22 protein-coding genes are annotated in these 24,281 nt (G+C 63.7%); 16 read left to right on the top strand and 6 right to left on the bottom strand.

Features of this window, described 5'->3' with window-relative positions:
- Positions 1-185: 185 nt before the first annotated feature.
- The 5 genes from ACPW75_RS02295 to ACPW75_RS02275 all read left to right on the top strand — a co-directional run bounded on the left by ACPW75_RS02295 (position 186) and on the right by ACPW75_RS02275 (position 7,253).
- A complete protein-coding gene (locus ACPW75_RS02295) occupies positions 186-1,247 on the top strand; it encodes a PQQ-dependent sugar dehydrogenase (protein WP_077095313.1) in 1,062 nt (353 codons plus the stop codon).
- Positions 1,248-1,399: 152 nt separating this feature from the next.
- Positions 1,400-2,296: a DMT family transporter gene (locus ACPW75_RS02290; protein WP_077095314.1), complete on the top strand. Its 897-nt coding sequence runs from the start codon at positions 1,400-1,402 to the stop codon at positions 2,294-2,296.
- 118 nt (positions 2,297-2,414) lie between these two features.
- The gene (locus ACPW75_RS02285) at positions 2,415-4,352 is read left to right on the top strand and encodes a methyl-accepting chemotaxis protein (RefSeq protein ID WP_077095315.1); all 1,938 of its coding nucleotides are present in this window, start codon (positions 2,415-2,417) and stop codon (positions 4,350-4,352) included.
- 508 nt (positions 4,353-4,860) lie between these two features.
- Positions 4,861-6,306 (top strand): OprD family outer membrane porin, encoded by a 1,446-nt coding sequence (locus ACPW75_RS02280; RefSeq protein WP_011704981.1) that lies wholly within the window; start codon positions 4,861-4,863, stop codon positions 6,304-6,306.
- 119 nt (positions 6,307-6,425) lie between these two features.
- Complete coding sequence (locus tag ACPW75_RS02275) at positions 6,426-7,253, top strand: SDR family oxidoreductase (protein WP_077095316.1); 828 nt, start codon at positions 6,426-6,428, stop codon at positions 7,251-7,253.
- A gap of 144 nt (positions 7,254-7,397) precedes the next feature.
- Here the strand turns inward: ACPW75_RS02275 and ACPW75_RS02270 are convergent, their stop codons facing one another.
- A complete protein-coding gene (locus tag ACPW75_RS02270; RefSeq protein WP_042065275.1) occupies positions 7,398-7,730 on the bottom strand; it encodes a DUF1904 family protein in 333 nt (110 codons plus the stop codon).
- An 87-nt stretch (positions 7,731-7,817) separates the two neighbouring features.
- On the opposite strand from ACPW75_RS02270, the gene ACPW75_RS02265 reads away from it, so the two are divergent.
- The 4 genes from ACPW75_RS02265 (at position 7,818) to ACPW75_RS02250 (ending at position 11,376) form a co-directional block, all read left to right on the top strand.
- A complete protein-coding gene (locus ACPW75_RS02265; protein ID WP_077095317.1) occupies positions 7,818-8,711 on the top strand; it encodes a TraB/GumN family protein in 894 nt (297 codons plus the stop codon).
- A gap of 132 nt (positions 8,712-8,843) precedes the next feature.
- Positions 8,844-9,029 carry a DUF3149 domain-containing protein gene (locus ACPW75_RS02260; RefSeq protein ID WP_011704978.1) on the top strand — a complete coding sequence of 62 codons (186 nt, stop codon included), beginning with the start codon at positions 8,844-8,846 and terminating at the stop codon, positions 9,027-9,029.
- Positions 9,030-9,182: 153 nt separating this feature from the next.
- Positions 9,183-9,764 (top strand): DNA endonuclease SmrA, encoded by a 582-nt coding sequence (gene smrA, locus ACPW75_RS02255; protein WP_029301641.1) that lies wholly within the window; start codon positions 9,183-9,185, stop codon positions 9,762-9,764.
- 133 nt (positions 9,765-9,897) lie between these two features.
- Positions 9,898-11,376, top strand: a complete 1,479-nt coding sequence (locus tag ACPW75_RS02250; protein WP_179101304.1) for a carboxypeptidase M32 — start codon at positions 9,898-9,900, stop codon at positions 11,374-11,376.
- Positions 11,377-11,445: 69 nt separating this feature from the next.
- On the opposite strand, the gene ACPW75_RS02245 is transcribed toward ACPW75_RS02250, so the two are convergent.
- Complete coding sequence (locus ACPW75_RS02245; protein ID WP_024944412.1) at positions 11,446-11,847, bottom strand: VOC family protein; 402 nt, start codon at positions 11,845-11,847, stop codon at positions 11,446-11,448.
- Between the two features lie 209 nt (positions 11,848-12,056).
- Here ACPW75_RS02245 and ACPW75_RS02240 point away from each other — a divergent pair, with 209 nt between their 5' ends.
- Complete coding sequence (locus ACPW75_RS02240; protein ID WP_041216438.1) at positions 12,057-13,622, top strand: AlkA N-terminal domain-containing protein; 1,566 nt, start codon at positions 12,057-12,059, stop codon at positions 13,620-13,622.
- Positions 13,619-14,095, top strand: a complete 477-nt coding sequence (locus ACPW75_RS02235; RefSeq protein WP_077095319.1) for a methylated-DNA--[protein]-cysteine S-methyltransferase — start codon at positions 13,619-13,621, stop codon at positions 14,093-14,095. Before ACPW75_RS02240 ends, ACPW75_RS02235 begins: the two co-directional genes overlap by 4 nt.
- Positions 14,096-14,110: 15 nt before the next feature.
- On the opposite strand, the gene ACPW75_RS02230 is transcribed toward ACPW75_RS02235, so the two are convergent.
- From ACPW75_RS02230 to ACPW75_RS02215, 4 genes are all read right to left on the bottom strand, one after another.
- Positions 14,111-14,773, bottom strand: coding sequence for a class I SAM-dependent methyltransferase (locus tag ACPW75_RS02230; RefSeq protein ID WP_077095320.1), 663 nt, complete (start codon positions 14,771-14,773; stop codon positions 14,111-14,113).
- Positions 14,774-14,861: 88 nt separating this feature from the next.
- A complete protein-coding gene (locus ACPW75_RS02225) occupies positions 14,862-16,721 on the bottom strand; it encodes a peptidase U32 family protein (RefSeq protein WP_077095321.1) in 1,860 nt (619 codons plus the stop codon).
- A gap of 102 nt (positions 16,722-16,823) precedes the next feature.
- Positions 16,824-17,432, bottom strand: a complete 609-nt coding sequence (locus ACPW75_RS02220; protein ID WP_016349742.1) for a LysE family translocator — start codon at positions 17,430-17,432, stop codon at positions 16,824-16,826.
- Positions 17,433-17,560: 128 nt separating this feature from the next.
- The gene (locus ACPW75_RS02215) at positions 17,561-18,502 is read right to left on the bottom strand and encodes a LysR family transcriptional regulator (RefSeq protein ID WP_042049609.1); all 942 of its coding nucleotides are present in this window, start codon (positions 18,500-18,502) and stop codon (positions 17,561-17,563) included.
- 202 nt (positions 18,503-18,704) lie between these two features.
- Here ACPW75_RS02215 and ACPW75_RS02210 point away from each other — a divergent pair, with 202 nt between their 5' ends.
- The 5 genes from ACPW75_RS02210 (at position 18,705) to ACPW75_RS02190 (ending at position 24,270) form a co-directional block, all read left to right on the top strand.
- The gene (locus tag ACPW75_RS02210) at positions 18,705-19,793 is read left to right on the top strand and encodes a ketoacyl-ACP synthase III (RefSeq protein WP_077095323.1); all 1,089 of its coding nucleotides are present in this window, start codon (positions 18,705-18,707) and stop codon (positions 19,791-19,793) included.
- Positions 19,794-20,096: 303 nt separating this feature from the next.
- On the top strand, positions 20,097-21,311 hold the full coding sequence (locus tag ACPW75_RS02205; RefSeq protein ID WP_077095324.1) for a methyl-accepting chemotaxis protein: 1,215 nt from the start codon (positions 20,097-20,099) through the stop codon (positions 21,309-21,311).
- 9 nt (positions 21,312-21,320) lie between these two features.
- Entirely contained in the window at positions 21,321-21,689 is a 369-nt protein-coding gene (locus ACPW75_RS02200) for a response regulator (protein ID WP_011704967.1), read from the top strand.
- Between the two features lie 14 nt (positions 21,690-21,703).
- A complete protein-coding gene (locus ACPW75_RS02195) occupies positions 21,704-22,030 on the top strand; it encodes an STAS domain-containing protein (protein WP_017408761.1) in 327 nt (108 codons plus the stop codon).
- Between the two features lie 26 nt (positions 22,031-22,056).
- A complete protein-coding gene (locus ACPW75_RS02190) occupies positions 22,057-24,270 on the top strand; it encodes a chemotaxis protein CheA (protein ID WP_077095325.1) in 2,214 nt (737 codons plus the stop codon).
- The last annotated feature ends 11 nt before the right edge of the window (positions 24,271-24,281 follow it).

Raw genomic sequence — 24,281 nt, 5'->3', positions numbered from 1 at the left:
GGTGCGCCGACCTGGACTGTGGTTTGCCAACCCTGCCAATGCTGCGCAGACAGCATGAAGTGTATGCACACCGATGACGCAGCAGCTTGTTGTGCCTCAGGTTTTTCTTGCCCCTATACTTCAGCGGCGTTTTGGCGACGCACCGACCCGATTTGGACACTGGCCTGATTTGAGAGAGGGACACCATGTTGCGACTGCTCACCCTGCTGCTGATCTGTCTGGTAACTCCGCTGCGGGCTCTGACCCTGACCCCGCTGGCAGAGGGGCTGAGCCACCCCTGGGGACTGGTTATCCTGCCCGATGGCGAATGGCTGGTCGGCGAGCGGCCCGGCCGGCTGCTGCGCATAGACGCAACTGGCGAGCGCCACCCTATCCGGGGACTGCCGGCGATTGCCGCTACAGGGCAGGGTGGCCTGCTCGATCTCGCCCTGGATGACGATGGCTGGATTTATCTCAGCTACAGCGAGCCAGGCAACGGAGGGGCCGGAACCGCCGTGGGCCGGGCACGGCTGCAAAAGGATGTGCTCGTCGACTGGCAACGGCTGTTTAGTCAGCAGCCCAAGGTCGCCGGGGGCGCTCACTTCGGATCGAGGCTGCTGCTGACGGAGGATGGCTACCTCTTCATCACCCTGGGTGATCGCTTCAGCGAGCGGGAGCAGGCCCAGTCCCTCGACAACCACCTCGGCAAGACGGTACGCCTGCACAAGGATGGCCGGATCCCCGCCGACAACCCCTTCCTCAAGACACCCGGCGCCCTGCCGGAGATCTGGAGCCTGGGCCATCGCAACATGCAGGGGGCCGCCCTGCGCCCCGGCAGCCAGCAGTTCTGGGCCCACGAGCACGGCCCCCAGGGCGGGGACGAGGTCAATCTCATCCTGCCCGGTCACAACTATGGCTGGCCCAGAGTGACCTTCGGCGAGGAGTATGGCGGCGGCAAGATCGGTTCTGGCAGCGAAGCTCCCGGGATGACGCCCCCCAAGTGGGTCTGGGTGCCCTCCATCGCCCCATCAGGCATGATCTTCTATCAGGGCGAGCTGTTTCGAGGCTGGCAGGGCAATCTGCTGATCGGCGCCCTGCGTGGCCAGGCTCTGGTACGACTGCAGCTGGCGGGGAACAAGATCATCGGGGAAGAGCGGCTGCTCACCGAGCAGGGAGAGCGGATCCGCACCATCAAGGAGGGACCCGACGGCGTGCTTTATCTGCTGACGGACTCAGGTCAGGGACGCCTGCTCAAACTGAGTCCCTGATGACCATGGTGGTCCGCAATCTTGCAATACTCCGTGGCATGAGAACAGGCATCCCCGCCACCGGTAAATGAAGGGCAACACTTTATGCCCTGGGAGGGCCGGTCTGCTAGACTGGCCCTCCTTTTGTTCATTCATCTGCAAAGGAGTGTTGGATGTCTGCTGCTTCGTGGTGGGACAAGTCCACCGGGCTGGCGCTGCTGACCATAGTGCTGTGGGCCTCGCTGGCGGCGCTCACCTCCCGGGTCACCAGTGTGTCACCGCTGGTGCTGGTGGGGCTGGTGCTGTTTTTCTGCGGGGTGGGAGCCCTGCCGTTCTGGCGTCAGTGGCGGGCTCGCCCGGTCAACTGGCTGGTGACCATCAGCGCCCTGCTGCTCTACCACCTGCTGCTGTTCATGAGCTTTCGCCACGCCCCCGTGCTGGAGGCGAACCTCATCAACTACCTGTGGCCACTGTGCATAATCCTGTTCACCCCATTGCTGCTGCCGGGCCACCCGCTGCACGGCCGTCACCTGCTGGCCGGCGCTCTGGGTCTGGCCGGCTCGGTACTGGTGATGGTGAACGGCGAGCTGCAGCTGCAACAGGCCTATCTGCCGGGCTATCTGCTGGCGCTGGGGGCCGCCATCGTCTGGGGCGCCTACTCGGTGCTGTCGCGCCGGCTGCCGCCGGCCCCGGCGGTAATGACGGCGGCGGCCTGCCTGCCCGCCGGGCTGCTGGCGCTGCTGCTGGCCTGGCTGCTGGAGGGACCGCTGCCGGTGGCCCGCATCCCGGCCGGTGACTGGGGCCTCATCATCGGGCTGGCGCTCGGCCCCATGGGGGCGGCTTTCGTCACTTGGTATCTGGCGCTGCGAGACGGAGATCCACGCAGGATCGGCGCGCTGGCCTATCTGACGCCGCTGCTGAGCACGCTGCTGCTGGTGCTGCTCAATGGCGAGCAGCTGACCCCCCGTCACCTGGTGGCTGGTGCTCTCATCATGGGTGGCGCCCTGCTCGGCATGCTGGGCAAGCCCCCTGCCCGCCAGCAGCAGGAAGCCCCGGCACCGCAGCCGTAAGCCAGCCTCCTCGACAGTCAGTCCGGGCCGCCGGGCTGACTGTCATAAAAGCGCCATCTCTGCTGCTTAAGCTCACGCCGACGCCCATCGCCGTGGTTCAACAAGCAGGAATGCTGCCGTGAAAATTGCCCATTACGCCTCTCTCTCTTCTCTCGCTCTGCTGCTGGTCGCCGCCGTGCAGGTCGGTGCCCTCTGGCATGGCTGGCAACAGCTCAACCAGGCCGAGCAGGCCCAGTACCAGCACGAACGGCTGCAACAGCGGCTCACCGGTACCTTGCAGGGCACCCTGCGCGACTACCTCGCCAGCGGCGATCCGCTGCGGTTGACCGAGGTCGAAGCGGTGCGCAAGCAGGCGCTTGCCCAGCTCTCCCAGCAGGATGTGGCGCTCATCGCCCCGCTGCGCACCCTGCTCGAACAGATGGGAGCGCGCATCAACAGCGACTATCTGGCGGCCGGCAAGCTCTCCGGCAATAGCCAGTGGCTGCTGCAAAATGCCGAGAACGAGCTGACCGATCAGGCCAGGGCGCTGCTGCGTTATGGCCAGCAAGGGGCGACGGGGAGCGACCCGGCCAGCGCCGAGCGCTATCGCCAGCTGGCCAGCGACCTGCTGGCAGCACTGCCCGGGCTCGCTCACCTGCGCCAGAACTACATGGAGCAGGCCAGCCCCAAGCTGCTGGAAGGGTTGCAGTTCGAGCTGGCGGCCCTACAAAAACAGGCCGAGCAGCTGGCGGCCCTGCCGCCGCTCGGCCTGTTCGAGGCGCCCCCCGCCGACGAATTCACTCTGGGGGAACCGGAGCGCAAGGAGCTAGGCGATCTGCCCAAAGCCGAGCTGCTCTCGTTGCTCAAGCGCTACCCACAGGAGCTGGAGAACAGCCGCAAGGCGCTGCAACAGCAGCAGGCGGGCCGTCTCGCCGTGCAGCAGGACATAAGCCAGATGCTGCAGGCCACCGGCCAGATGGGCAGCGAACTGGCCGCTGCCCGCCAGGCGGTCAACCAGCGGCTGGCCGCCATCCTCGGCAGTCTGGCGCTCTGTCTGGTACTGGTCGCCCTGCTGTTTGCGCTGGTGCAGCGCCGCTGGCTGGTCAGGCCGCTGCTGCGCCTGCGCACGGCCTTTCTGCAGCTCGACGAGACCGGGCAGGCCGAAACCCTGCCAGAGGGGCGCGAGCGCAACGAGCTGGCTGACATCGTCGCCAGCTACAACCGCCTCATCCTGCGGCTGCAGCAGGATCAGCAGCAGAAAGAGGGCCAGCTCTCAGCGGTGTCGCAAAGCCTGCAGGGGATGGTCAACCAGGTGCAGGAGATCCATCACAGCACCCGCACCACGGAGCAGGCGGTGGACGAGAGCGATCTGATGATGAACGAGCTGAACCAGCTGGCCGGCGAGGTGCATCAGGTGGCCGCCGAGATAGCGCAGCACGCCCAGCACAACGAGCACTCCATGAGCCAGAGCGAGCAGCTGGTGGGCGGCATGTTGCAGGCCACCGCCCAGACCGGGCTTGCCATCGACGAGAGCGGCGGCGCCCTGAACCAGCTCAAGCGCTCGGTGGAAGATGTGACCGCCATCGTCGATGTGATTGGCCATATCTCCCAGCAGACCAACCTGCTGGCACTCAATGCGGCCATCGAGGCGGCGCGGGCGGGCGAGCAGGGGCGCGGCTTTGCGGTGGTGGCCGACGAGGTGCGCCACCTCTCTGCCGATACCCAGCGCTCCCTCGGCCAGATCACCGAGATCCTGACCAGGCTGACCCAGGCAGGGGAGCAGCTCGGTACCGTGCTGGCGCGGATCACCGCAGAAGCCGCCGCTCAGCGCCAGCAGGCGGAGCAGCTGCGCCAGACCACCCAGGCGGTGCGGGAGATGGCGCGCAGCACGGCAGTTATCGCCCTGCAGGGGGCCGACAACGCCAAGAGCCAGGAGCACAAGCTGGCCAGTTTTGCCGATCTCATCGGCCGCATCAGCCAGCACGCCCGCCAGGGCAGCCGTCTCTCGGTGCAGGTGTCGGAGCACATCCACCACCAGGCCAGCCAGATCCCGCGCATCCTCGGTCACCAGGCCTGAGCCATGCCGGTTTAGCCGGCGCCTCCCTACCCGGCCCCTGCCATCGCGCAGGGGTTTATCTTTTTTTGTGGCACAAAATTATCTGTTATCCGCTGGTTAACGAAGAAAGATCCCTCTGCAGCGTGCGATCCGTCCGGATCGGCCGGCAATTTCATCTGAAAACGTTGTCATCACCGATATCAGCGGGCTGGGAGTGTCCACAGCAAGCGTCATGATTATTTGCACTCGGTCATATTTTTGAAACTTGGTGGGAACTTTCCATTGATATTTCGCACCGCGAACGTACTCTTGGATTGTCCGATAGCCAAGGATCGGAACACAAAAAAACAAAATATGTGATGAACAGAACTGCACCACCGCAGATGTGCCAAGACGTCGCGGCCGCAGCCGACATACTCGAACTTTTTGCCCTTCGGGGTCTTGATTGCAATGCCAATACCGAGCGGCGGGCGCTTGCCTGACTGCCGGACAAAAAAAGCTAAGTCCATAAAATCAGGAGCAATACAAAATGGAAAAAGTGATCTTCAAACGTGCCGCATTGAGCGCAGCCATCGTTGCTGCCATGCTCGCCCCCGGTATGGTGTTGGCTGCCGACGAAGCCGGCCCCACCTATGCAGCCGCCGCCAGCAAATTCTATGAAGAAGGCAAACTCAACGGTGGCCTCTTCTACTTCCAGCGTGATCGTCAGCGTATTGACGGCGACCCCACTGCCAAGAACAAAGAAGGCAAGTACCAGTCCAACCTGAGCCACGCCACCACCCAGGCCTCCCTGAACTTCAACTCCGGCTACGCCTGGGACGTGGTGGGTATCGATGTGGGCGGTTTCGGTGCCTATGACCTGGCCGTGACCGAGAACCACCCGGTCAACCAGGAGAACGAATTCTCCTTCGCCGGCAACAAATGGGGCGAAAACTACAAGGATGGCTCCCCGGAAGGCGGCTTCAGCCTGGCCAACGCCTCGCTGAAATTCAAGGCGCTGGACGGTGCCCTCACCGCCAAGGGTGGTCTGACCCAGCTCTACGTACCGGGCGTGATCGGCGTGAACTGGTCCTATCAGCCGGGTACCTACCGTGGTGGCCAGATCGAGGGTAACTTCGGTGGTCTCTACCTGACCTACGCCATCGCCGACGAGTACAAATCTCCCTGGTACAAAGAGACCCAGAAGTTCTCCCGTGCCAAGGCATGGATGGATCCGTTCGCCGATGAAAACGTCATCGACTACATCCAGGGTGTCGCCGCCCGTTACACCTTCGAGAACGGCACCGCCATCACAGGTTCCTACGGTAACTCCGAAAACTACATGGACAGCTACCACTTCAAGCTGGCCCATAAATTCGACGTGCTGAACGGCCTCTCCACCAGCTACCAGTTCTACGGTTCCGACACCAAGACCTATCAGAAGGGTGGTGCCGACATCGAGACTTACGATGGTCTGGCATGGCAGCAAGCGCTGACCGCCGCCTGGGGCATGGGCCCGTACGGCTTCCGTCTGGAAGGTCTGTGGACCAAGGCCGAGGGTAACGAAGGCAACTACCTGCCCCGTCTGACCCGTGGCTACGGCAACTCCCAGGGCGCGAACGAAATCTGGTGGGACTCCCGCTCCGACTGGAACGCCAACAACGAGAAAGCGCTCTACTTCGGCGTGACCCGTTCCCTGGATGACCTGGTGGGTGCACCTGGCTGGTCCGTCGGTGTCTCCGGTGCCTACGGCTGGGATATCCAGAAAGGCGACGGCACCAAGGCCACCAACGGTGAAGATACCGAATGGGCAGCCAACTTCGACGTCATGTACACAGTGCAGGATGGCAAGCTGAAGGGCACCCTGTTCAAACTGCACTACACCGATTACAACAACGACATCAGCCAGAGCGGCGGTTGGACCGAATACCCCAACATCTTCGCCTCCGAGAAAGACGTCAAGTTCCACATCATCATGCCGTTCACCATCCTGTAAGCAGATGGTTGAAGTTAGCAAACCGGGCCGATTGGCCCGGTTTTCTTTTTTCTGATCAGCGGGTTAACATGCAAAACCGCAGGCGCTGCTGCCTGCTCCGTCACAACAAGGATGCCTCCATGTCCCGCTTCGTTCTGATCACCGGCTGCTCCAGCGGCATCGGTTTGGCTGCCGCCAAGGCGCTCGGCCAGCACGGCTACACCGTCATCGCCTCCGCCCGCAAGGCCGAGGACGTGGCGCAGCTGCGCCAGCTGGGTTTGCTGGCGGTCGAGCTGGATCTGGCCAACGAGGCCAGCATAGAGCAAGGTGCGGCCGAGGCGCAGGCACTGGCTGGCGGCCGCCTGTATGGCCTCTTCAACAACGGCGCCTACGGCCAGCCTGGCGCGCTGGAGGATTTGCCCACCCAGGCGCTGCGCGAGCAGTTCGACACTAATCTGTTCGGCTGGCACCACCTGATTCGCCAGCTGCTGCCGGCCATGCTGGCGGCCGGCGAGGGGCGCATCGTGCAGAACAGCTCGGTGCTGGGGCTGGTAGCCATGAAGTATCGCGGCGCCTACAACGCCAGCAAGTTCGCGCTGGAAGGGTATACCGATACCCTGCGCCTGGAGCTGGCCGGCAGCGGCGTGCAGATCAGCCTGATCGAACCCGGCCCCATCGACACCCGCTTTCGGGCCAATGCCCGCGCCGCCTTCCTGCGCCACATAGAGCCCGCCACCAGCCGCCATCAGGCCGCCTACCAGCAGACCCTGAGCCGGCTGGAGCGTGAAGGGGGTGCCCGCGGTTTTACCCTGCCAAGCGAGGCCTGCATCGCGCCGCTGCTGCACGCACTCGGCAGCCCGCGCCCCAAACACCGCTATCCGGTCACCTTCCCGACCCGGCTGTTCGGGGTGCTGCGCCGCCTGTTGCCCAGTCGCCTGCTAGACCGGATCCTCGCCAAGTCGGCCTGACGGCGACCGCCTCGCCACCCGGCACGCCTGCAAGCAGCCCGCCGCCAGGGGCGACGACGAGCATCGTCGCCTTTCGTCTCATCCCCACCAACCGGCACCAGAGTGGCTTGAATCAGCCAAGCCGCCATCCCTGGCAGTCCCCGCTCAGTAGTGCTGGCCGTTGCTGTAATAGCAGCTCTTGACGATGGGCAGCACCTGCACCACCACATAGGTCTGCTCCCCCAGCACCGCTTTCAGGTGGCGGGTGATCAGCGCCGCAGCCGCGTCCTGCAGCTCCTGCGGGCGTTCGAACCAGACCAGCTCGACGAACGGAAAGCCGGCCTCGACCTCCCCCTCGCGTACCCAGTGGCTGTCGATGCTCTCCAGGGTGACGAACTCCGGTTTGCCCCCGGTGAGGGCACAGAGATCCGCCAGCAGGGGGGAGCTTATCTGCTTGAGGGTGTCGACGGAGACGGCCCGAAAACGAAGGTGGGGCATGGGAAAACCTCTTGGCTGTGACAAATGAGGACTTATCATAGGGGTTATTGTGACGAAGAGAAGCCATCCGCTGACATAAGGTGCCTCATGAGACTCCATCGCCTGCTGCTCCCCTTCCTGCTCTGCCTGCTGCTGCCGCTGAGCGCCTTTGCCGACCCCGCCTTCTATAAGGTCAGCAAGGGCGATCAGCAGCACTGGCTGCTGGGCTCCATCCACGCGGGCAAGCCCTCGCTCTATCCGCTGCCCGACCCCATCGAGCGAGCCTGGCTGCAGAGCCGCGCCCTGGTGCTGGAAGTCGACCTGACCCACATCAGCCAGCAGCAGTGGCAAGAGATGGGGGCCATCACCCGGCTGGTGGACGGCAAGACCCTCAAGGAGCACGTGCCGCTCGATCTCTACCGGCGCACCATCATCGCCGCCGGCCAGAACGGCCTGACCGAGAACATGCTGGCCCCACTGCGCCCCTGGTTCGCCGCCATCACCCTCACCCAGGCGGCGCTGGAGCGCACCGATTTTCGCAGCGCGCTCGGGGTGGATCAGCACTTCGCCAAGCAGGCCGGCGACAGCGGCAAGCCCATCATCGGCTTCGAGACCCTGCTCGAGCAGCTCGGCTACCTCGCCAGCGTAGGTGACAACCAGACCCTGATGCTGGAGAGCACCCTGGACGAGCTACCCGAGCTCGAGCGTGGCTTTCGCGAGGTGATGAAGGCCTGGGAAGAGGGGGACGAGGCGACCCTCATCAACCTGCTCAAATCGGAAATGGCGCCGTCCAAGCTGCAGGCCTGGCTGGAGCAGACCCTGCTGGCGGAGCGCAACCACAACTGGCTGAAGAAATGGTCCACCCTGCCAAACGAGAGCTTCATCGTGGTAGGGGCGCTGCATCTTTACGGCGACCAGGGCTTGCTCGCGTTGCTGGAGCAGCAGGGCTGGCACATCACCCCACTCACCGAGCCGGGTCCGCGCAAGCAGGCCCGCCAGTAGGGCGCAGGCGGGGCCACATCGGCCCCGTCAGGGTCTTTATGTGGGAGGGCGCTCACAGATCCGACTGCCGATTTAATAACCACAAGAGGACTTGATCGAGATCATCTCTTTGCTCCCAAAGAGGTATCTATCATGCCTGTCATCAATGGGATGACTGGAGTGCATGAGATGGAATTTTGGATGAACCTGATGTTCGGCAACAGCGTGGGACTGATGTCCATGTTGGTGATTATCGGTACCTTCCTGCTGATCAGTTCCTACGCGGCCTATTTCATCTACAAGGTGATGAACGCCAAGCCGCCGAAAGAGGGCCAATAAGCCTGCGTCAGGCGATCCCCGATCGCCTGATCCCGCCCTCGCCTCCCCTTTGCTCACGGGCTGAGCAACCCAGCGCCACCAGCGCGCCCGCCACTTTCAGATCCGCCCCCGCCCGCTATAATGGCCGCTCATTCCACCTGCGGGGAGCCTGCCGTGTCTCATAACGACGAACTCTCACTGTTTCGCAATGAAGTGGCCGATGTGCGCCCCATTCGCAACGACCATATCCGCCTCCAGACGGCGGGCAGCAGCCCGACCGACGCCCAGCTGGCGCGGCGCCAGGCCGCCACCGCCGAACAACTCGCCCTGGATCACCTCAGCATGGAAGCGGTCGAGATGCTCGACCCCCACGCCATTGTCGGCTTCAAGCGCGACGGGGTGCAGGAGGGGGTCTACAAGAAGCTGCGACTCGGCAAATACGAGCTGCAGGCGAGCCTGGACCTGCACCAGAAGACCCTGAACGAAGCGCGCCAGAGCCTGGTGCAGTTCATTGCGGATTGCGAACTGCGCGACATCCGCTGCCTGCTGATCCTGCACGGCAAGGGGGAGCGCAGCACGCCGCGCGCCCTGCTCAAAAGCTATGTCAGCGCCTGGCTGCCGCAACTGCCGGCGGTAATGGCCATGCACAGCGCCGAGCGTCGCCACGGCGGCGGCGGGGCTCTCTACGTGCTGCTGCGCAAGAGCGAGCGCAAGAAGGCAGAGAACCGCGAACGCCATCAGAAACGGCTCGGCTAGCCAGCGCCCGTCATCTGGTCAGTCATCCTAAGCCAGGGTGGTAAAACGCACGAGGGCAGTGCTAGCATCGATCGGCCCCGAGCATGCCAGGTACGGGGTGTACGCCATCAGGGACGATAACAAGGACAATCCCATGTCATATCAAAAACTTGAACAACATCAGCAACAGCTGCACCGGTTCTCCCACCTCTCTGCCATCTGTGGCTGGGATCAGGCCGCCATGATGCCGGAGGGGGGCAACGAAGCCCGCGCCGAGGCCATGGCCGAACTGGGGCTGCTGATCCACCACAAGCGCACCGCCCCCGAGCTGGGCGACTGGATTGCCAAGGCCGAGAGCGAGCCGCTGGACGAGCTCCAGCGCGCCAACCTGCGCGAAATCAAGCGCCACTGGCAGGATGCGAGCCTGCTGCCCGGGGATCTCGTGGAGGCGCTGTCGCTGGCCGGCAGCAAGTGCGAGCACGCCTGGCGCCGCCAGCGCAAGGAGAACGACTGGGCGGGCTTTGCACCCAACCTCACCGAGGTGGTGACACTCTCGCGCGAGGTGGCTCGCCTGCGTGCCGATGCGCTGGGGGTACGCCCCTACGATGCCATGCTGGCGCTCTATGAGCCGGGCATGACCAGCGCCCGGCTCGACGAGATCTTCGGCGATCTGACCGGCTGGCTGCCAAACCTGATCCAGACCGTGAGCGAGCAGCAAAAGCGCGAATCGGTGCTGATCCCGCAAGGCCCCTTCCCCATCGCCGCCCAGCAGGCGCTCGGCCAGCAGGTGATGGGGCTGCTCGGCTTCGATTTTGCCCACGGCCGGCTCGATGTGAGCAGCCACCCGTTCTGCGGTGGAGTGCCGACCGACGTGCGCATCACCACCCGCTACAACGAGCAGGAGTTCGTCTCCAGCCTGATGGGCATAGTCCACGAAACCGGTCACGCCCGTTACGAGCAGGGCTTGCCACGCCAGTTGCTGGGCCAGCCGGTGGCCGAGGCGCGCTCGATGGGCATTCACGAGAGCCAGAGCCTGTTCTGCGAGATGCAGCTCGGCCATGATCCCGCCTTCCTCACGCTGCTGGCGCCGCACATTCGCGCCCATTTCGGCGAGCAGGCGGCGTTGGCGCCGGCGAACCTGGTCAAGCTCTACAATCGGGTCGAGCCCGGCTTTATCCGGGTCGATGCGGACGAGGTGACCTACCCAGCCCACGTCATCCTGCGCTACGAGCTGGAGCGCGACCTTATCGAGGGGCGCATCGAGGTGGCTGACATCCCCGCGCTGTGGGACGCCAAGATGCAGCAGTGGCTGGGGCTCTCCACCCAGGGCAACTACCAGAATGGCTGCATGCAGGACATTCACTGGACCGACGGTTCGTTCGGCTACTTCCCGAGCTATACGCTCGGCGCCATGTACGCGGCGCAACTGCGCTTCGCGCTCGAGCGGGAGCTCGGCAACATGGGCGAGCTGATCGCGGCGGGCCGCCTGCCGGAGATCTTCGCCTGGCTGGGTCGTCACATCTGGTCCCAGGGCAGCCGCTACGGCACCGACGAGCTGGTCAGCCGCGCCACCGGCGAGGCGCTGAATCCACACTGGCTGCGCCGCCATCTGGAACAGCGCTATCTGAAGTAGGGTCAGCGCACCCGCCAGCAGATAACAAACGGGGCCTCACGGCCCCGTTTTTCATGGTAACGCAGCGCATCAGCGCCCGTCCGGCACGCCAACGAACTCGCGCAACTGCAGGATGTTGCCCTCGGGGTCGAACGCATTGCGCACCACGAAACCGGGGCCGGACCACTGCTGCGGCAGCAAGCCGCCACCGAGATCGGCCGCTTTCGCCTCCGCCCAGGCGAGGCTCGGCACGGTAAAGAACAGCTTGATGGCACCCTGCTCGCGCAGCTGCGGCGGCGTGGTGATGACCACCTGCTCGGCATAGGGAGCGGGGATTGCGTGCAGCAACAGCTGGATATCGGCGTTTTCCTGCACGATCAGCTCATCACTCTGGCTGCGGATCTCCATCTGCAGCAGGGTGCGATAAAAGTGGCTCAGCAGGCCGGGATCCCTGGCATAGATCAGGGCGCCGGCACGTGCGGGTCCTGGCATGGCTCTCTCCTCCTTGGATGTTGTCACCCCAGATTCGCACACTTGCCCCACCAAACCGATCTGTTTTTCACGCCCTGCGATCCCGGGCGCTGTGTCGGCTTTATTTCAATTGCTGTCCGTTTCTGGCTAGTCATCGCCTGCGTTCCTGCTTAGTCTCTCACTCATCCGGGCCGCCGCGCCCACCCCGTTTTCGGCGCAAGGAGCCACCGATGCCAACAGATCACGCCATGACGATGCCGCCGGCCACAGAGGATGAGTCAGACCTGCCGCTCAGCGCCGAGCAGTGCCATGCCGCACGCCTGGCCCGCGATGCGCGCTTCGACGGCCGCTTCTTTACCGGCGTGCTCTCCACCGGCATCTACTGCCGGCCTGTCTGTCCGGCGCGGCCGCCACACGAGCACAACGTGCGCTACTTCCAAAGCGCCGCCGCAGCCGAGCAGCACGGCCTGCGCCCCTGCCTGCGCTGCCGGCCTGAGCTCGCGCCCGCCGCCCCCGGCGATCTGCCGCCGACGCTGGCACGCCTGCTGGCCCGGATCGATCGCGGCGAGCTGGCGGAAGGCTCGCTCACCACGCTGGCGGAACAGGCCGGCATCAGTGAGCGCACGCTGCGCCGCCAGTTCGAGCAGCACCTCGGCGCCTCGCCGAAACAGGTGGAGCAGACGCGCCGGCTGCTGCTCGCCAAGCGGCTGCTGACCGAAACCCGGCTGCCCATCACCGACATCGCGTTTGCGGCGGGCTTTGCCAGCATTCGCCGCTTCAACGATGCCTGGCAGCAGGCATACGGGCTGGCGCCGCGGGCCCTGCGCCGTCAGAGCGAGCCAACCGGCGCCGACGCTGCCCTGACGCAGGCTGCACCGCAGCCCGAGGAGGGGGCGATGCTCACGCTGCAACTGCCCTACCGCCCCCCGTACGACGTGGCGGCCATGCTGGCGTTCTACCGGCTGCGCGCCATTCCGGGGCTGGAGCGGGTAGATGGCGAGGGGTATGAACGCTGGCACCGGGTCGGCGATCAGCTCGCGCGGGTGCGCATCAGCCAGGGCAAGGGGCACAGCCTGCAGCTCAGCGTCCATGATCTGCCGCCCACCGCGCTGCCGGATCTGCTGTATCGGGTGCGCCGGATGTGGGATCTCGATGCCGACATGCAGCGCATCGGTACGCGGCTCGGGCAGGATCCGCTGCTGGCACGCCTGCAGGCGCGCTGGCCGGGGGTTCGGCTGCCCGCCGGCTGGGATGAGTACGAGGTGATGCTGCGCGCCATCGTCGGCCAGCAGGTGTCGGTCAAGGGGGCCATCACCATACTCGGGCGGCTGGTGGCACGCACCGAGGCGCAATTCGGGGTGGCGCAGTTGCCCACCCCTGCCCAGCTGTGCGAGCTCAATCTGGACGGTATCGGCATGCCCGGCAGCCGGATCAGAACGCTGCAGAGACTGGCGCAGGCGCTGGCCAGCGGCGAGTTGAACTTGATCAGCGCCAGCGATGAACAGCTGCTGGCGCTGCCCGGTATCGGCCCCTGGACGGTCGCCTACTGGCGGCTGCGCTGCGGGCTGGATCCGGATGCCTTTCCCGCCTCGGATCTGGTGCTACTGAAGGCGCTGGGGGGCGGCACCAAGTTGCCGGTGAAGGCGGTATTGGCCCACAGCGAAAGGTGGCGGCCCTGGCGCGGCTACGCGGCGAGCTGGCTGTGGCATGCCATGAGCGAGGAGCCGGCCCTGCTGACCGAGCCAGTACCAGGCCACGCAGCAAGCGACAACCAAGCAGAGGAGACAACCCCATGATCCGCTACGATATCTTGCCCAGTCGCTGCGGCGATCTGCTGGTGGCCATCGACGAGCGCGGCCTGCTGCACGTGGACTTCGTGGCGGGGCTGCGCGCGCTGCCCGACATGAGTGGCTGGCGACAGGACAAGGTGGTGCTGGCCCCTTTTCTCGCGCAATTTGAGGCCTATTTTGCCGGCCGCCTGCAACGCTTCACCCTGCCGCTCGCACCAAGAGGCACGGCGTTTCAGCAAGCGGTCTGGCAGGCGCTGTGCGACATTCCCTACGGCGAGACCCGCAGCTACAGCGACATCGCCCGCGCCATCGGCAAGCCCAATGCGGTGCGGGCGGTGGGTGCCGCCAACGGCCGCAACCCGCTCTCGATCATCATCCCCTGCCACCGGGTGATCGGCCAGAACGGCAGCCTGACTGGCTATGCGGGGGGCTTGCCCATCAAGCAGGCGCTGCTCACTCTGGAGGGTATCTCTGGTTGACGACACGGCGCCCACTCACAGGCGCTCGGCCAGCCAGCCATGGAACCCGAGCGCCTGAAAATAGCGCCGACCAACGCCAAAGCCCGCCGCCTGCAACAGGTGCCGGGTCTGTGTCTCATCGAGGGGAAAGAAGTCCTGTGCCAGGCGCAACACCATCTGTTCGCTGGCGCTCCGAGGCAGACCGGCACGGTGCGCGTGCAGCCCCATCACGGCGCGCTCGTCATCGTCTTGCGCAGCCATCAGGTCGGCCAGCAACAGAGGGGCACCGCGCCTGAGCTGGCGGGCGATGTCGGCGAGCAGTGCCGCCTTTTGTTCCTGCGGCAGAAAGTGCAGCACCAGCAGACAGAGTGCACCGTCACACGCCATGCTGTCGGCCGGCAACGGCCCCTCCCACCATGTGATCCGCGCCGCCATCCCCGCCTGCTCGGCTTGCCTTCTGGCCTGCGCCAGCATGTCGGCCGATATGTCCTGGGCAATGAACTGCCAGCGGGGACACAGGCTGCCCAGCAACAGCAGTTCGCTGCCCGTGCCGACTCCCACCAGCAGAACGCGTGCCTCCTGCCCAAGCCGTCCCATTAATTGGGACGCGCTGAGCTGGTGCAGCAGCTCATAACCGGGCACCAGCCGGGTAATGCGCTGGTCATAATCCAGCGCCCCCTCTCCATTGAATCGCGTCATCCTCGCCTCTCCTCCCCGTGAAAACTCCTTGATAGAGCCTGCCGCCGGGAGAAGGTAAAGCATCAGATGTCGGGAGAGGTGAGCTTCATCAACGCTTCAAACTCCCCATCACATGCATTTCGCAGCGGTGGCAATCAAACCGCAGGCGGAAGATGTCCTTGCCCATCTTGAGCTCCAGCGGCTCGGCCTTGAGGCCCGGCACCTCGTTCGGGCAGAGGTTCTGGCTGTAGCGGATGCAGTGTTTGGTGATCATCAGCACCACTTCCCGCTCCTCCTTGTTCGCCTCATAAGCGGGCGCGATGCGCTCCACCCCGTGCTCGCGGAAGAACTGCTCGGCAGCGCTGTTCAGCACGTTGCCAAGGTAGGAGAGACGATGCTGGGGATAGTGGATATCCCGCAGCGCGATGCGTCGCTCGGGGCGCTGGTAGCTGGCCATACGGGCAGCCTCCAGCGCGGCGATGGCATCCCGGCGCAAGCCGTTGAGCATGGATGCGGCGATGAATAGCGGGTGAGTAAACGCCAACTCAACCTTGCGCGCCACAAACAGGGTATTGCCGAGTTTGCCAAGCTGATCCCGCGCCTGTTGCAGCGCCCGCTCCGGGTTGTCGGCCGGCTGCTTGTCGCAGGGGAGCGCGACGGCGGCGCTGATGCCCTGCTCGTCGGTGAGCGTGAGGCGCAAGCCCGCATCACACTCTGCCAGCACCATATCGACCCGGATGCGGCGATCGGCGCTGGCCTTCTCCAGCACCTTGCTGAATGCCTGATCGTGGTTGCGGTAGATTTCGGTGCCTACCTTCAAGCCCGGCATGCGCTCTGACAGGAGTAACTGCTTACCTTCCACTTTGTTGAGGCGCATCCCTACCAGCTCGTTGTTCGGCTTGAAGAAGCCAAGGCCATCGCCGTTGTTGAGGCTCACAGGCTTGCCATCGATCTCGATGCCATCCTTGGTGACTCTGGTGACCCGGCCCAACGGCTCGCCCACGTATTTCGGACTCTTTGTGGAGTCGATCCCGGGCTGGCGGCCATGGAGGAAGTAGTCGGTGCTGCCGCGGTTGAAGCTCTTTTTGGGATCAGGCGTGAAGCTGTAGCTACAGCGGCCAGCCGAAGAGGCCACCAGATCGCTGCGGCTATCCAAGATGGCATCGAGCTTCTGCCGATACCAGGCGGTGACGTTCTTGACGTAATCGAGCCCCTTGAGGCGCCCTTCAATCTTGAAGGAGCGGATCCCCGCCTCGATCAGCGCCTCCAGGTTGTCGGTCTGATCCATGTCCTTGAGGGAGAGCAGGTGACTGTCAGCCACCAGCACTTCACCGCCCGGCTTTTGCAGCGAGCAGGGCAGGCGACAGAGCTGGGCACATTCGCCACGGTTGGCGCTGCGGCCGGTACGGGCATGGCTGATGTTGCACTGACCGCTGTAGGAGACGCAGAGCGCACCGTGGATAAAGAACTCCAGCTGCACGTTGGTCGCGGCGCTTATCTCGTGGATCTGCGCAAGGGACAGCTCGCGCGCCAGCACCACCTGGGAGAAACCCACATCCTGCAGAAATTTCACCTTCTCCGGGGTGCGGTTGTCGGTCTGGGTACTGGCGTGCAACGCGATGGGGGGCAAATCGAGCGCCAGCAACCCCATGTCCTGCACGATCAGCGCATCGACCCCCGCTTCGTAGATCTGGTGAGTCAGCCGCCGGGCCTGCTCCAGTTCATGATCGTGCAGCAGGGTGTTGAAGGCGACAAAGACCTGGGCACCGAAGCGATGAGCATGGCGCGCCAGCGCTTCGATATCCTCGATGGAGTTGCCCGCCGCGCTGCGGGCGCCAAAGGCGGGGCCGCCCATGTAGACGGCATCGGCGCCATGATTGATGGCTTCGATGCCGTAGGCGAGGTTCTTGGCCGGAGCCAGCAGCTCCAACCGGTTGGTGTGACTTAACGGGTGCTTGTTCTGGTGCATGGTCTCGGGATCAGGGCGGACAGCAAATGGGCGCCACTCTAGGGCATTGCCACCCTCCCCGCCTTGATCCCGCTTAAGATCACCGCAAAATACAGGATTGGATCAGAGCACCACCTTCAAGGCCAGCCCCAGCAGCACCAGACCGCTTACCTTGTCGATGACGAAGGACTTGGCCTTGAGCCAGGCCAATACGGGGCCACGAGAGAGCACCAGCGCCACCAGCACGTACCAGACAGCGTCGATCCCGCCGGCGGTCAGCATCATGATGCCCCCCTCGCGCCAGCCGGTGTCGGCATGCACAAACTGGCTGAACAGGGCGATGAAGAAGACCGCGAGCTGGGGGTTGAGAAAGGCCACCATAAAGCCTTCGAAGGCGCCTTGCCGACCGCGCAGTTGGTGCACCTCTTCGCTCGCCTCCCCCTTGGCAGGCTTGGCCAGCAGCGCCTTGACCCCGAGCCAGGCGAGAAATGCGGCGCCGCCGTAGCGGATAACATCAAACAGCAGCGGGGTCTGGGTGATCAGGATGGCCAGACCCAAAGCCGTGATCAGCGCATAGATGCCAACCCCGAAGCCGTGGCCAAGCGCGGTGGCCACTCCGTGTCCCTGCCCCCCCTGCACCGTGTTGCGGATGATCAGCGCCAGGCTCGGCCCCGGGCTGATGGCCCCCATCACGCAGATTGCGGCCAGTGCCAGCCAACTCGTCAGTTCCATGGTGTTCCTTGTCTCAAGCGGAATATGAATGTCTGCGCTCAGGGTAAAGGGCCCCTGGTTATGCCAGAAGTGAAAGTTGAGAATAGACCCCATAGCCAATGGCTATAGGCCAACACAAGCGTCTATTGTTAGCGGGGCGGGTTCAACACCTTCCGACTCGCCGCCACCGTGCGCTGCAGGTGCTCGCGCAGGAAGGGATAGGCCAGTTCGCGAAACCACTTGTGGGCCGGATCCTGGTGATGGCGCTGGTGCCACAGCAGATGATACTGCTGGGTACGGCTGGCAAACGGCAGATCGCAAAAATGCAGGGCGTGCTCGCAGGAGAGCTGCCAGGCGATGTGAGCCGGGGTGGTCAGCAGGCAGTCGGTGCGCAGCAACACCTCCACCGCCGCCTGAAAGAAGGGCACCCGGGCAAACCAGCGCCGGGACAGCCCCTGCGGTGCCAGCACCTGCTCCACCGGGCTGTCCTTGTCGCCACCGCCGCTCACCTGCAGGTGAGGCCAGGCGAGGTAGTCATCGAGACTGAGCGAGCGCCCTGCCAACGGATGGTGGCTACCCATCAACACCACCAGCCGATCTTCCCCCTGATGCAGGCCGCGGATCTGATCCGGCACCAGTTCGGTGATGGTGGAAACCATGTCCAGCTCGGATTGCCACAGCTGCGGCAGCAGGCGCTTGTCCCACAGGCTGTACTCCAGCGCCGCCAGCGGCGCCTCCCTGGCCAACGCCGCGCAGATATCCGGCAGAATGTGCTGAGCCACGTAATCGGAGGAGGCGAGCCGGAACACCCGCTCGCAGCGGCTCGGGTCAAAACCGGGGGCCTCGTAGAGTCGCTCCAGCGCACCGAGGGAGTCCGCCAGCTGGGCAGCCAGCGCCTCGGCCCGTGGCGTCAGCAGCCAGCGCTGCCCCTCCCGCACCAGCAACTCGTCGCCAAACTCGCTGCGCAGCTGGCCCAGTTGCTTGCTGATGGAGGGCTGGCTCAGGTGCAGCAGCTCCGCCGCCCGGCTGATGTTGCGGGTCTCCAGCAGCACCTTGAGGGTGGGCAGCAGGTTGAGATTGGCTTTGTGCAAGGGGTGATTCCATCCAGTGGTGAAAGCCCTATCTTAGGGCAGGCAAGCCCTGTGGTTTAAGCGAAATTTCCCGTCGGCACCCGCAACCTGGCGTGACCCAGCAGCCAGATAACCATGACCACAAGATGACAGTGGTTGCCCCGTGCGGCATAATTGCGCGATTTTCCGCCCACGGGCGATCCACTTGAGAAGCGGTAACAAGATGAAATACGCCAATATCACAGGCTGGGGCAAATGCCTGCCTCCCTCCGTACTGACCAACGACGACCTCAGCACCATCATGGATACGTCGGATGAGTGGATCTACCCGCGCACCGGCATCAAGGCTCGCCGCATCTCCCACGTCAGCACCTCCGATCTGGCCACCCTGGCCGGGCGTCGCGCGCTGGCATGCGCCGGGCTGGAAGCCAGCGACCTCGACGGCATCATCCTGGCCACCGCCACGCCGGACAACCTGCTGCCGAGCGCCGCCTCCGCGGTGCAGAAGAAGCTGGGGGCCGTCAATGCCGCCGTGTTCGACCTCAACGCCGCCTGCACCGGTTTCGTCTACTCCCTTTCGGTCGCCACCTCGCTGGTACAGACCGGCATGATGAAAAAGGTGCTGGTGATCGGCGCCGAGCGCCTCACCTATCTGCTGGACTGGGCCCGTCGCGACACCGCCGTGCTGTTTGGTGACGGTGCCGGCGCCGTGGTGATCGAGGCGAGCGAGCAGGAGAGCGGCCTGATCGCCAACAAGCTGGGCTGTGACAGCGAGGCGCGCGAGATCCTGCACGTGCCGAACTTCGGTACCGACCGGGTACGCTTTGCCGACATCGACGGCCTCTTTACCTTCAACTTTGAAGGCCAGGAGATCTTCAAGCGGGCCGTACGCGGCATGGGCGAAGCCACCAACACGGTACTGGCACAGGCCAGCATCGCTCCGGAGCAGATCGATCTTATCGTGCCGCACCAGGCCAACATCCGCATCATCGAGACCCTCGCCAAGCGCATGAACGCACCGATGGAGAAGGTGATGGTCAACATCGAACACTACGGCAATACCTCCGCCGCCACCGTGCCCATCGCCCTGTGCGAGGCGCTCGAACAAGGCCGCGTCCAGCCGAACAGCTATCTGCTGACTGCCGCCTTCGGTGCCGGCCTGACCTGGGGCGCAGCCATCATCAAGTGGGGCGATCGCGTGACGCCCATCAAGGCGTGCGAGGCCGAACTGCCGCCGTGCGACAAGAGCGCGCTCGAGCTTATCGCCCATGCCGTGGAAGGGTGCCAGAAGGCCCACGCCGACGAAGCGTAAATCCACACATACAGCACCAAGAGCCTGCCAATGCAGGCTCTTTTTATTACAGCGCCCAGCACTTCTCCCCTCCTCCCAGGCTCTGGCCCTCTCACGGCTGTGACTCCCGACGATGGCCCTGTGACAGTCTCCATATTCCAGTTTTCTCAGTAGCCCACCCCGAATAGGACCAATTTGTAACCAGCCCATTTTTTTGCGCTAACCTTACTGAGCTATTGATAAGTAGCAAGTTGGCGCTTGGGTCCCTACCTGAGGGGACGGCGGTTCACCTTCTTCCATCCATATGCAGGGGCAAGTTCGCGTATGACAGACAACACAAGGGCACACTCCTCCCCTTTCTGGGAGCCTGTCAGCTGGGCCTGCGGCCTTGGCCTGGGCCTGTTCAGCACCCTGCTGCTGGTACTTGCGGGCAGCCCCTTGCCTTATCTGCTGGCCAACCTGATGCTGGCCGTGGCTGCCACCCTCTGGAGTGCCCGCCACTACCACGCCAAACCTGCCGGCAAGCTCGATGAACAAGAACAGACTCCGTCATGGTCCGCTGCCGGGCTCAACCACTCCATCATCGGGCTTGAGCAGGTGTGCGAAAAGGCCGTGCCCATCTGGTCTCAACAAATTGAAAACTCTCGCCAGCAAACCGAAGGGGCCATGATTGACCTCACCCAGCGCTTTGCCGGGCTGACCACCAAGCTGGAAGAGGCGGTCGCCGCCTCCCACAACGCCGCCGGTGATCTGGGCGGTGAGAAATCGGCCGGGATGGCCGCCGTGCTGGCCGAGAGCCAGGCCCAGCTCAATCAGGTCGTCGCCATCATGCACTCCACCCAGGCCAACCGTGACGCCATGCTGGCAGAGATAAAAACCCTCACCGCCTACACCATCGAACTCAATACCATGGCGCTCGACGTGGCCAAGATAGCCTCCCAGACCAACCTGCTGGCCCTCAACGCCGCCATCGAGGCGGCCAGGGCCGGTGAAGCAGGTCGTGGCTTCGCGGTGGTGGCGGACGAGGTGCGCACCCTGTCGCGCCTCTCCAGCGAGACCGCCCAGAAGATGACCGACAAGGTCGATACCATCAACACCGGCATCGGCCGGGCCTTCCAGATTGCCGAGAGTGCGGCAGGGCGGGATCAGGCCGCCGTCAGCGACGCCGAACACGCCATCGAACAGGTACTGGAGCGCTTTCGGATGGCCACCACCAGCCTGGCCGAATCGGCAGCCCTGCTGCAGAGCGAGAGTACCGGGATCCACCGTGAGATTTCCGATGTCATCGTGTCGTTACAGTTCCAGGATAGAGTCAGTCAAATCCTTGGCCATGTTCGTCAGAACATGGACAGCCTCAACGATCACCTGATCTCGTCGCGCACCAGAACGCACCAGTCCGGCCCCATCCAGATCGATGCGGAAAGCTGGCTGGCAGACATGGAACTCTCATATGCCACCGATGAGCAGCGCAATATCCATCACGGTCGCAAAACCCCGACGGCAACCCCATCCAGCAACGCTGATGTCACTTTTTTCTAGGAGAGATATATGGCCAAAACAGTCCTGATCGTGGATGACTCGGCAACCATACGCCAGGTCGTCGGCATGACGCTCAAGGGCGCCGGTTACGAGGTGATGGAGGCTTGTGACGGCAAGGACGCCCTCAAGAAACTCGACGGCAAGAAGATCAACCTCATCATCAGCGACGTCAACATGCCGAACATGGACGGTATCAGCTTCGTCAAGGAGGCCAAGAAGCTGGCCAGCTACAAGTTCACCCCGGTGATCATGCTGACCACCGAGTCCCAGGACAGCAAGAAGCAGGAAGGACAGGCTGCGGGAGCCAAGGCCTGGGTGGTCAAGCCGTTTCAGCCGGACCAGATGCTGGCTGCCGTCGCCAAGCTCATCATGCCCTGAGTCGGGAGGCGTTCATGCCGCTGCATATCGAAACGGGCGAAGAGAAGACAGTTGTGGCCATTGCGGGTGAGATGACCATCTATACCGCAGCCGAGCTCAAACAGGCGCTCACTCCCCTGCTCTATCGCCAGCAAGAGCTGGAGCTGGATCTCTCCCAGGTCAGCGAAATGGACAGTGCCGGTCTACAACTGCTGCTGGCCGCCAAGAAGACGGCGCTGCAGGGCGGCTATCCACTGCATCTGGTGATGCACAGCCATGCGGTACTCGATGCCCTTGAGCTGTGCCAGCTGGCAACCTTCTTCGGCGATCCCACCCTCATCCCCCACCCCGATCACGCCTAGCCGGTTCCGCGGACAAGGAGTCATTCGTGAGCATCAATCTTGATCAGGCCCTGCAAACCTACATCGCCGAGGCGCGTGAGCTGCTCGAGGAGATGGAGTCCGCACTGCTGACACTGGAAAACGAGCCGGACAATAGCGAGCTCATCGGCGCCATCTTCCGGGCGGCCCACACCATCAAGGGCTCCGCCGGCCTGTTTGGCCTGCAACCCATCGTCAGCTTCACCCACATTGTCGAGGATCTGCTCGATCAGGTGCGCAACCAGCAGCTGACGATCAGTGAAGCACTCATCAAGGATCTGCTGGAGAGCCGGGATCACATCGAACGCCTGGTCAGCCTGGTGGCCGAACAAGGGGAAGCGCTCGGTGCGGATGAACAGGCTCAGGATGAACAGCTGCGGCGCAACCTGGCACGCCATCAAACCACCGGCCAAGCCGGCCTGCCGGAACACAACCCACCAGCCGAGACCAGCCCGATCAGCAAGGAGGAGGGTCATGTCAGTGCCACGTCTCTGTGGCACATCTCCTTGCGCTTTGGCCCGGATGTGCTGCGCAACGGCATGGATCCCACCTCTTTTCTGCGTTACCTCGGCACCATGGGTACCCTCTGTGCCATCGAGACCATTCACCATGCTCTGCCCGACTGGGAACATTTCGATCCGGAGAGCTGCTACTTGGGCTACGAACTCGATCTGGACACCCAGGCCGACAAGAATGCCCTGAGCGATGTGTTCGAATTCGTGCGCGATGACTGTCGCATCACCATTATCCCACCCCACAGCAAGCTGGCCGAGTACATCGACCTCATCAATGCCCTGCCGGAAGACAACGAGATGCTGGGACAGCTGCTGGTCAAGACCGGCGCCCTGACAGCCAGCGAGCTGGTACTCGGGCTGCAAGCCCAGCATGAACAACCGCAGACCGACGTCGGCAAGCTGGGAGAGATCCTGATTGCTCAGGGTGCCGTCAGCGAGGTGGTGGTGGATGCCGCGCTCAAGAAGCAGAGCCTGAACAAGGAGAGCAAAAACAAGGAGGGGCGCTATGTCCGGGTCCATGCTGACAAGCTGGATGACCTGATCAATCTGGTGGGCGAACTGGTGGTCGCCAGCTCGGGGGCCAACCTGCTGGCCCAGCGCTCCCGGGACAGCCAGTTGCAGGAGGCCAACTCCACCATTGCCATGCTGGTCGAAGAGATCCGGGATGGTGCGCTGCGCCTGCGCATGGTGCCCATCGGTGATACCTTCAACCGCTTCCAGCGGGTAGTGCGGGATGTCAGCCATGAACTGGACAAAGACATCGCCCTGGTCATCACCGGCGGTGATACCGAACTGGACAAATCGGTGGTGGAGAAGATCGGCGACCCCTTGATGCACCTGGTACGCAACGCCATGGATCACGGCATCGAATCGGCTGACAGAAGAGTGGCCGCCGGCAAGCCGGCACGGGGCACCCTGACTCTCAACGCCTATCACGACTCAGGCAGCATCGTCATCGAAATCCAGGACGATGGCGCCGGCCTCAACAAGGCCAGGATCCTGCAAAAGGCGCAAGAACGCGGCCTGCTAACCACCAATGCCACCCTGACGGATCAGGAGATCTACCAGCTCATCTTCGAACCCGGCTTCTCCACGGCGGAGGCCATCACCAATCTCTCCGGCCGCGGGGTGGGCATGGATGTGGTCAAACGCAACATCCAGGCCCTGCGCGGCAGTGTCGAACTCGACAGCAAACCCGGCCTCGGCACCCGGGTCCAGATCCGGCTGCCGCTCACTCTGGCCATCATCGATGGTTTTCTGGTGCGCGTCAGCACGACCCACTACGTCATCCCTCTCGACATGGTGATCGAATGCGTGGAGCTGACCCAGAGCGCGCTGGCCGATACCCAGGGGCGCAACTACATCAATCTGCGCGGTGAAGTGCTGCCTTTTGTCCGGCTGCAGCACTATTTCGACGTAGAGGGCGCCAGAGGGCGCCGGGAAAACATCGTGGTCGTCAGCCACGGCGGCAAGAAATCCGGCCTGGTGGTCGACGAGCTGCTGGGTGAATTCCAGACCGTCATCAAGCCGCTCGGCAAGCTGTTCCAGCGCCTGCAGGGGATCAGCGGCTCCACCATTCTGGGAGGCGGTGAAGTTGCCCTCATTCTGGATATCCCCTCTCTCATTCAGCACGCCATCGAGCAGGAGCTGGGCCAGCTGAGCCAGTACGCCATTCCACGTCTGCAAACCCAACCTAGAGTCAATTAACGCCAGGAGCC

The sequence above is a fragment of the Aeromonas sp. FL131 genome, from assembly GCF_049860615.1.
Classification (GTDB): domain Bacteria; phylum Pseudomonadota; class Gammaproteobacteria; order Enterobacterales; family Aeromonadaceae; genus Aeromonas; species Aeromonas hydrophila.
The sequence above is the reverse complement of the archived record's forward strand: the minus strand, read 5'-3'. Positions and strand labels throughout refer to the sequence as shown.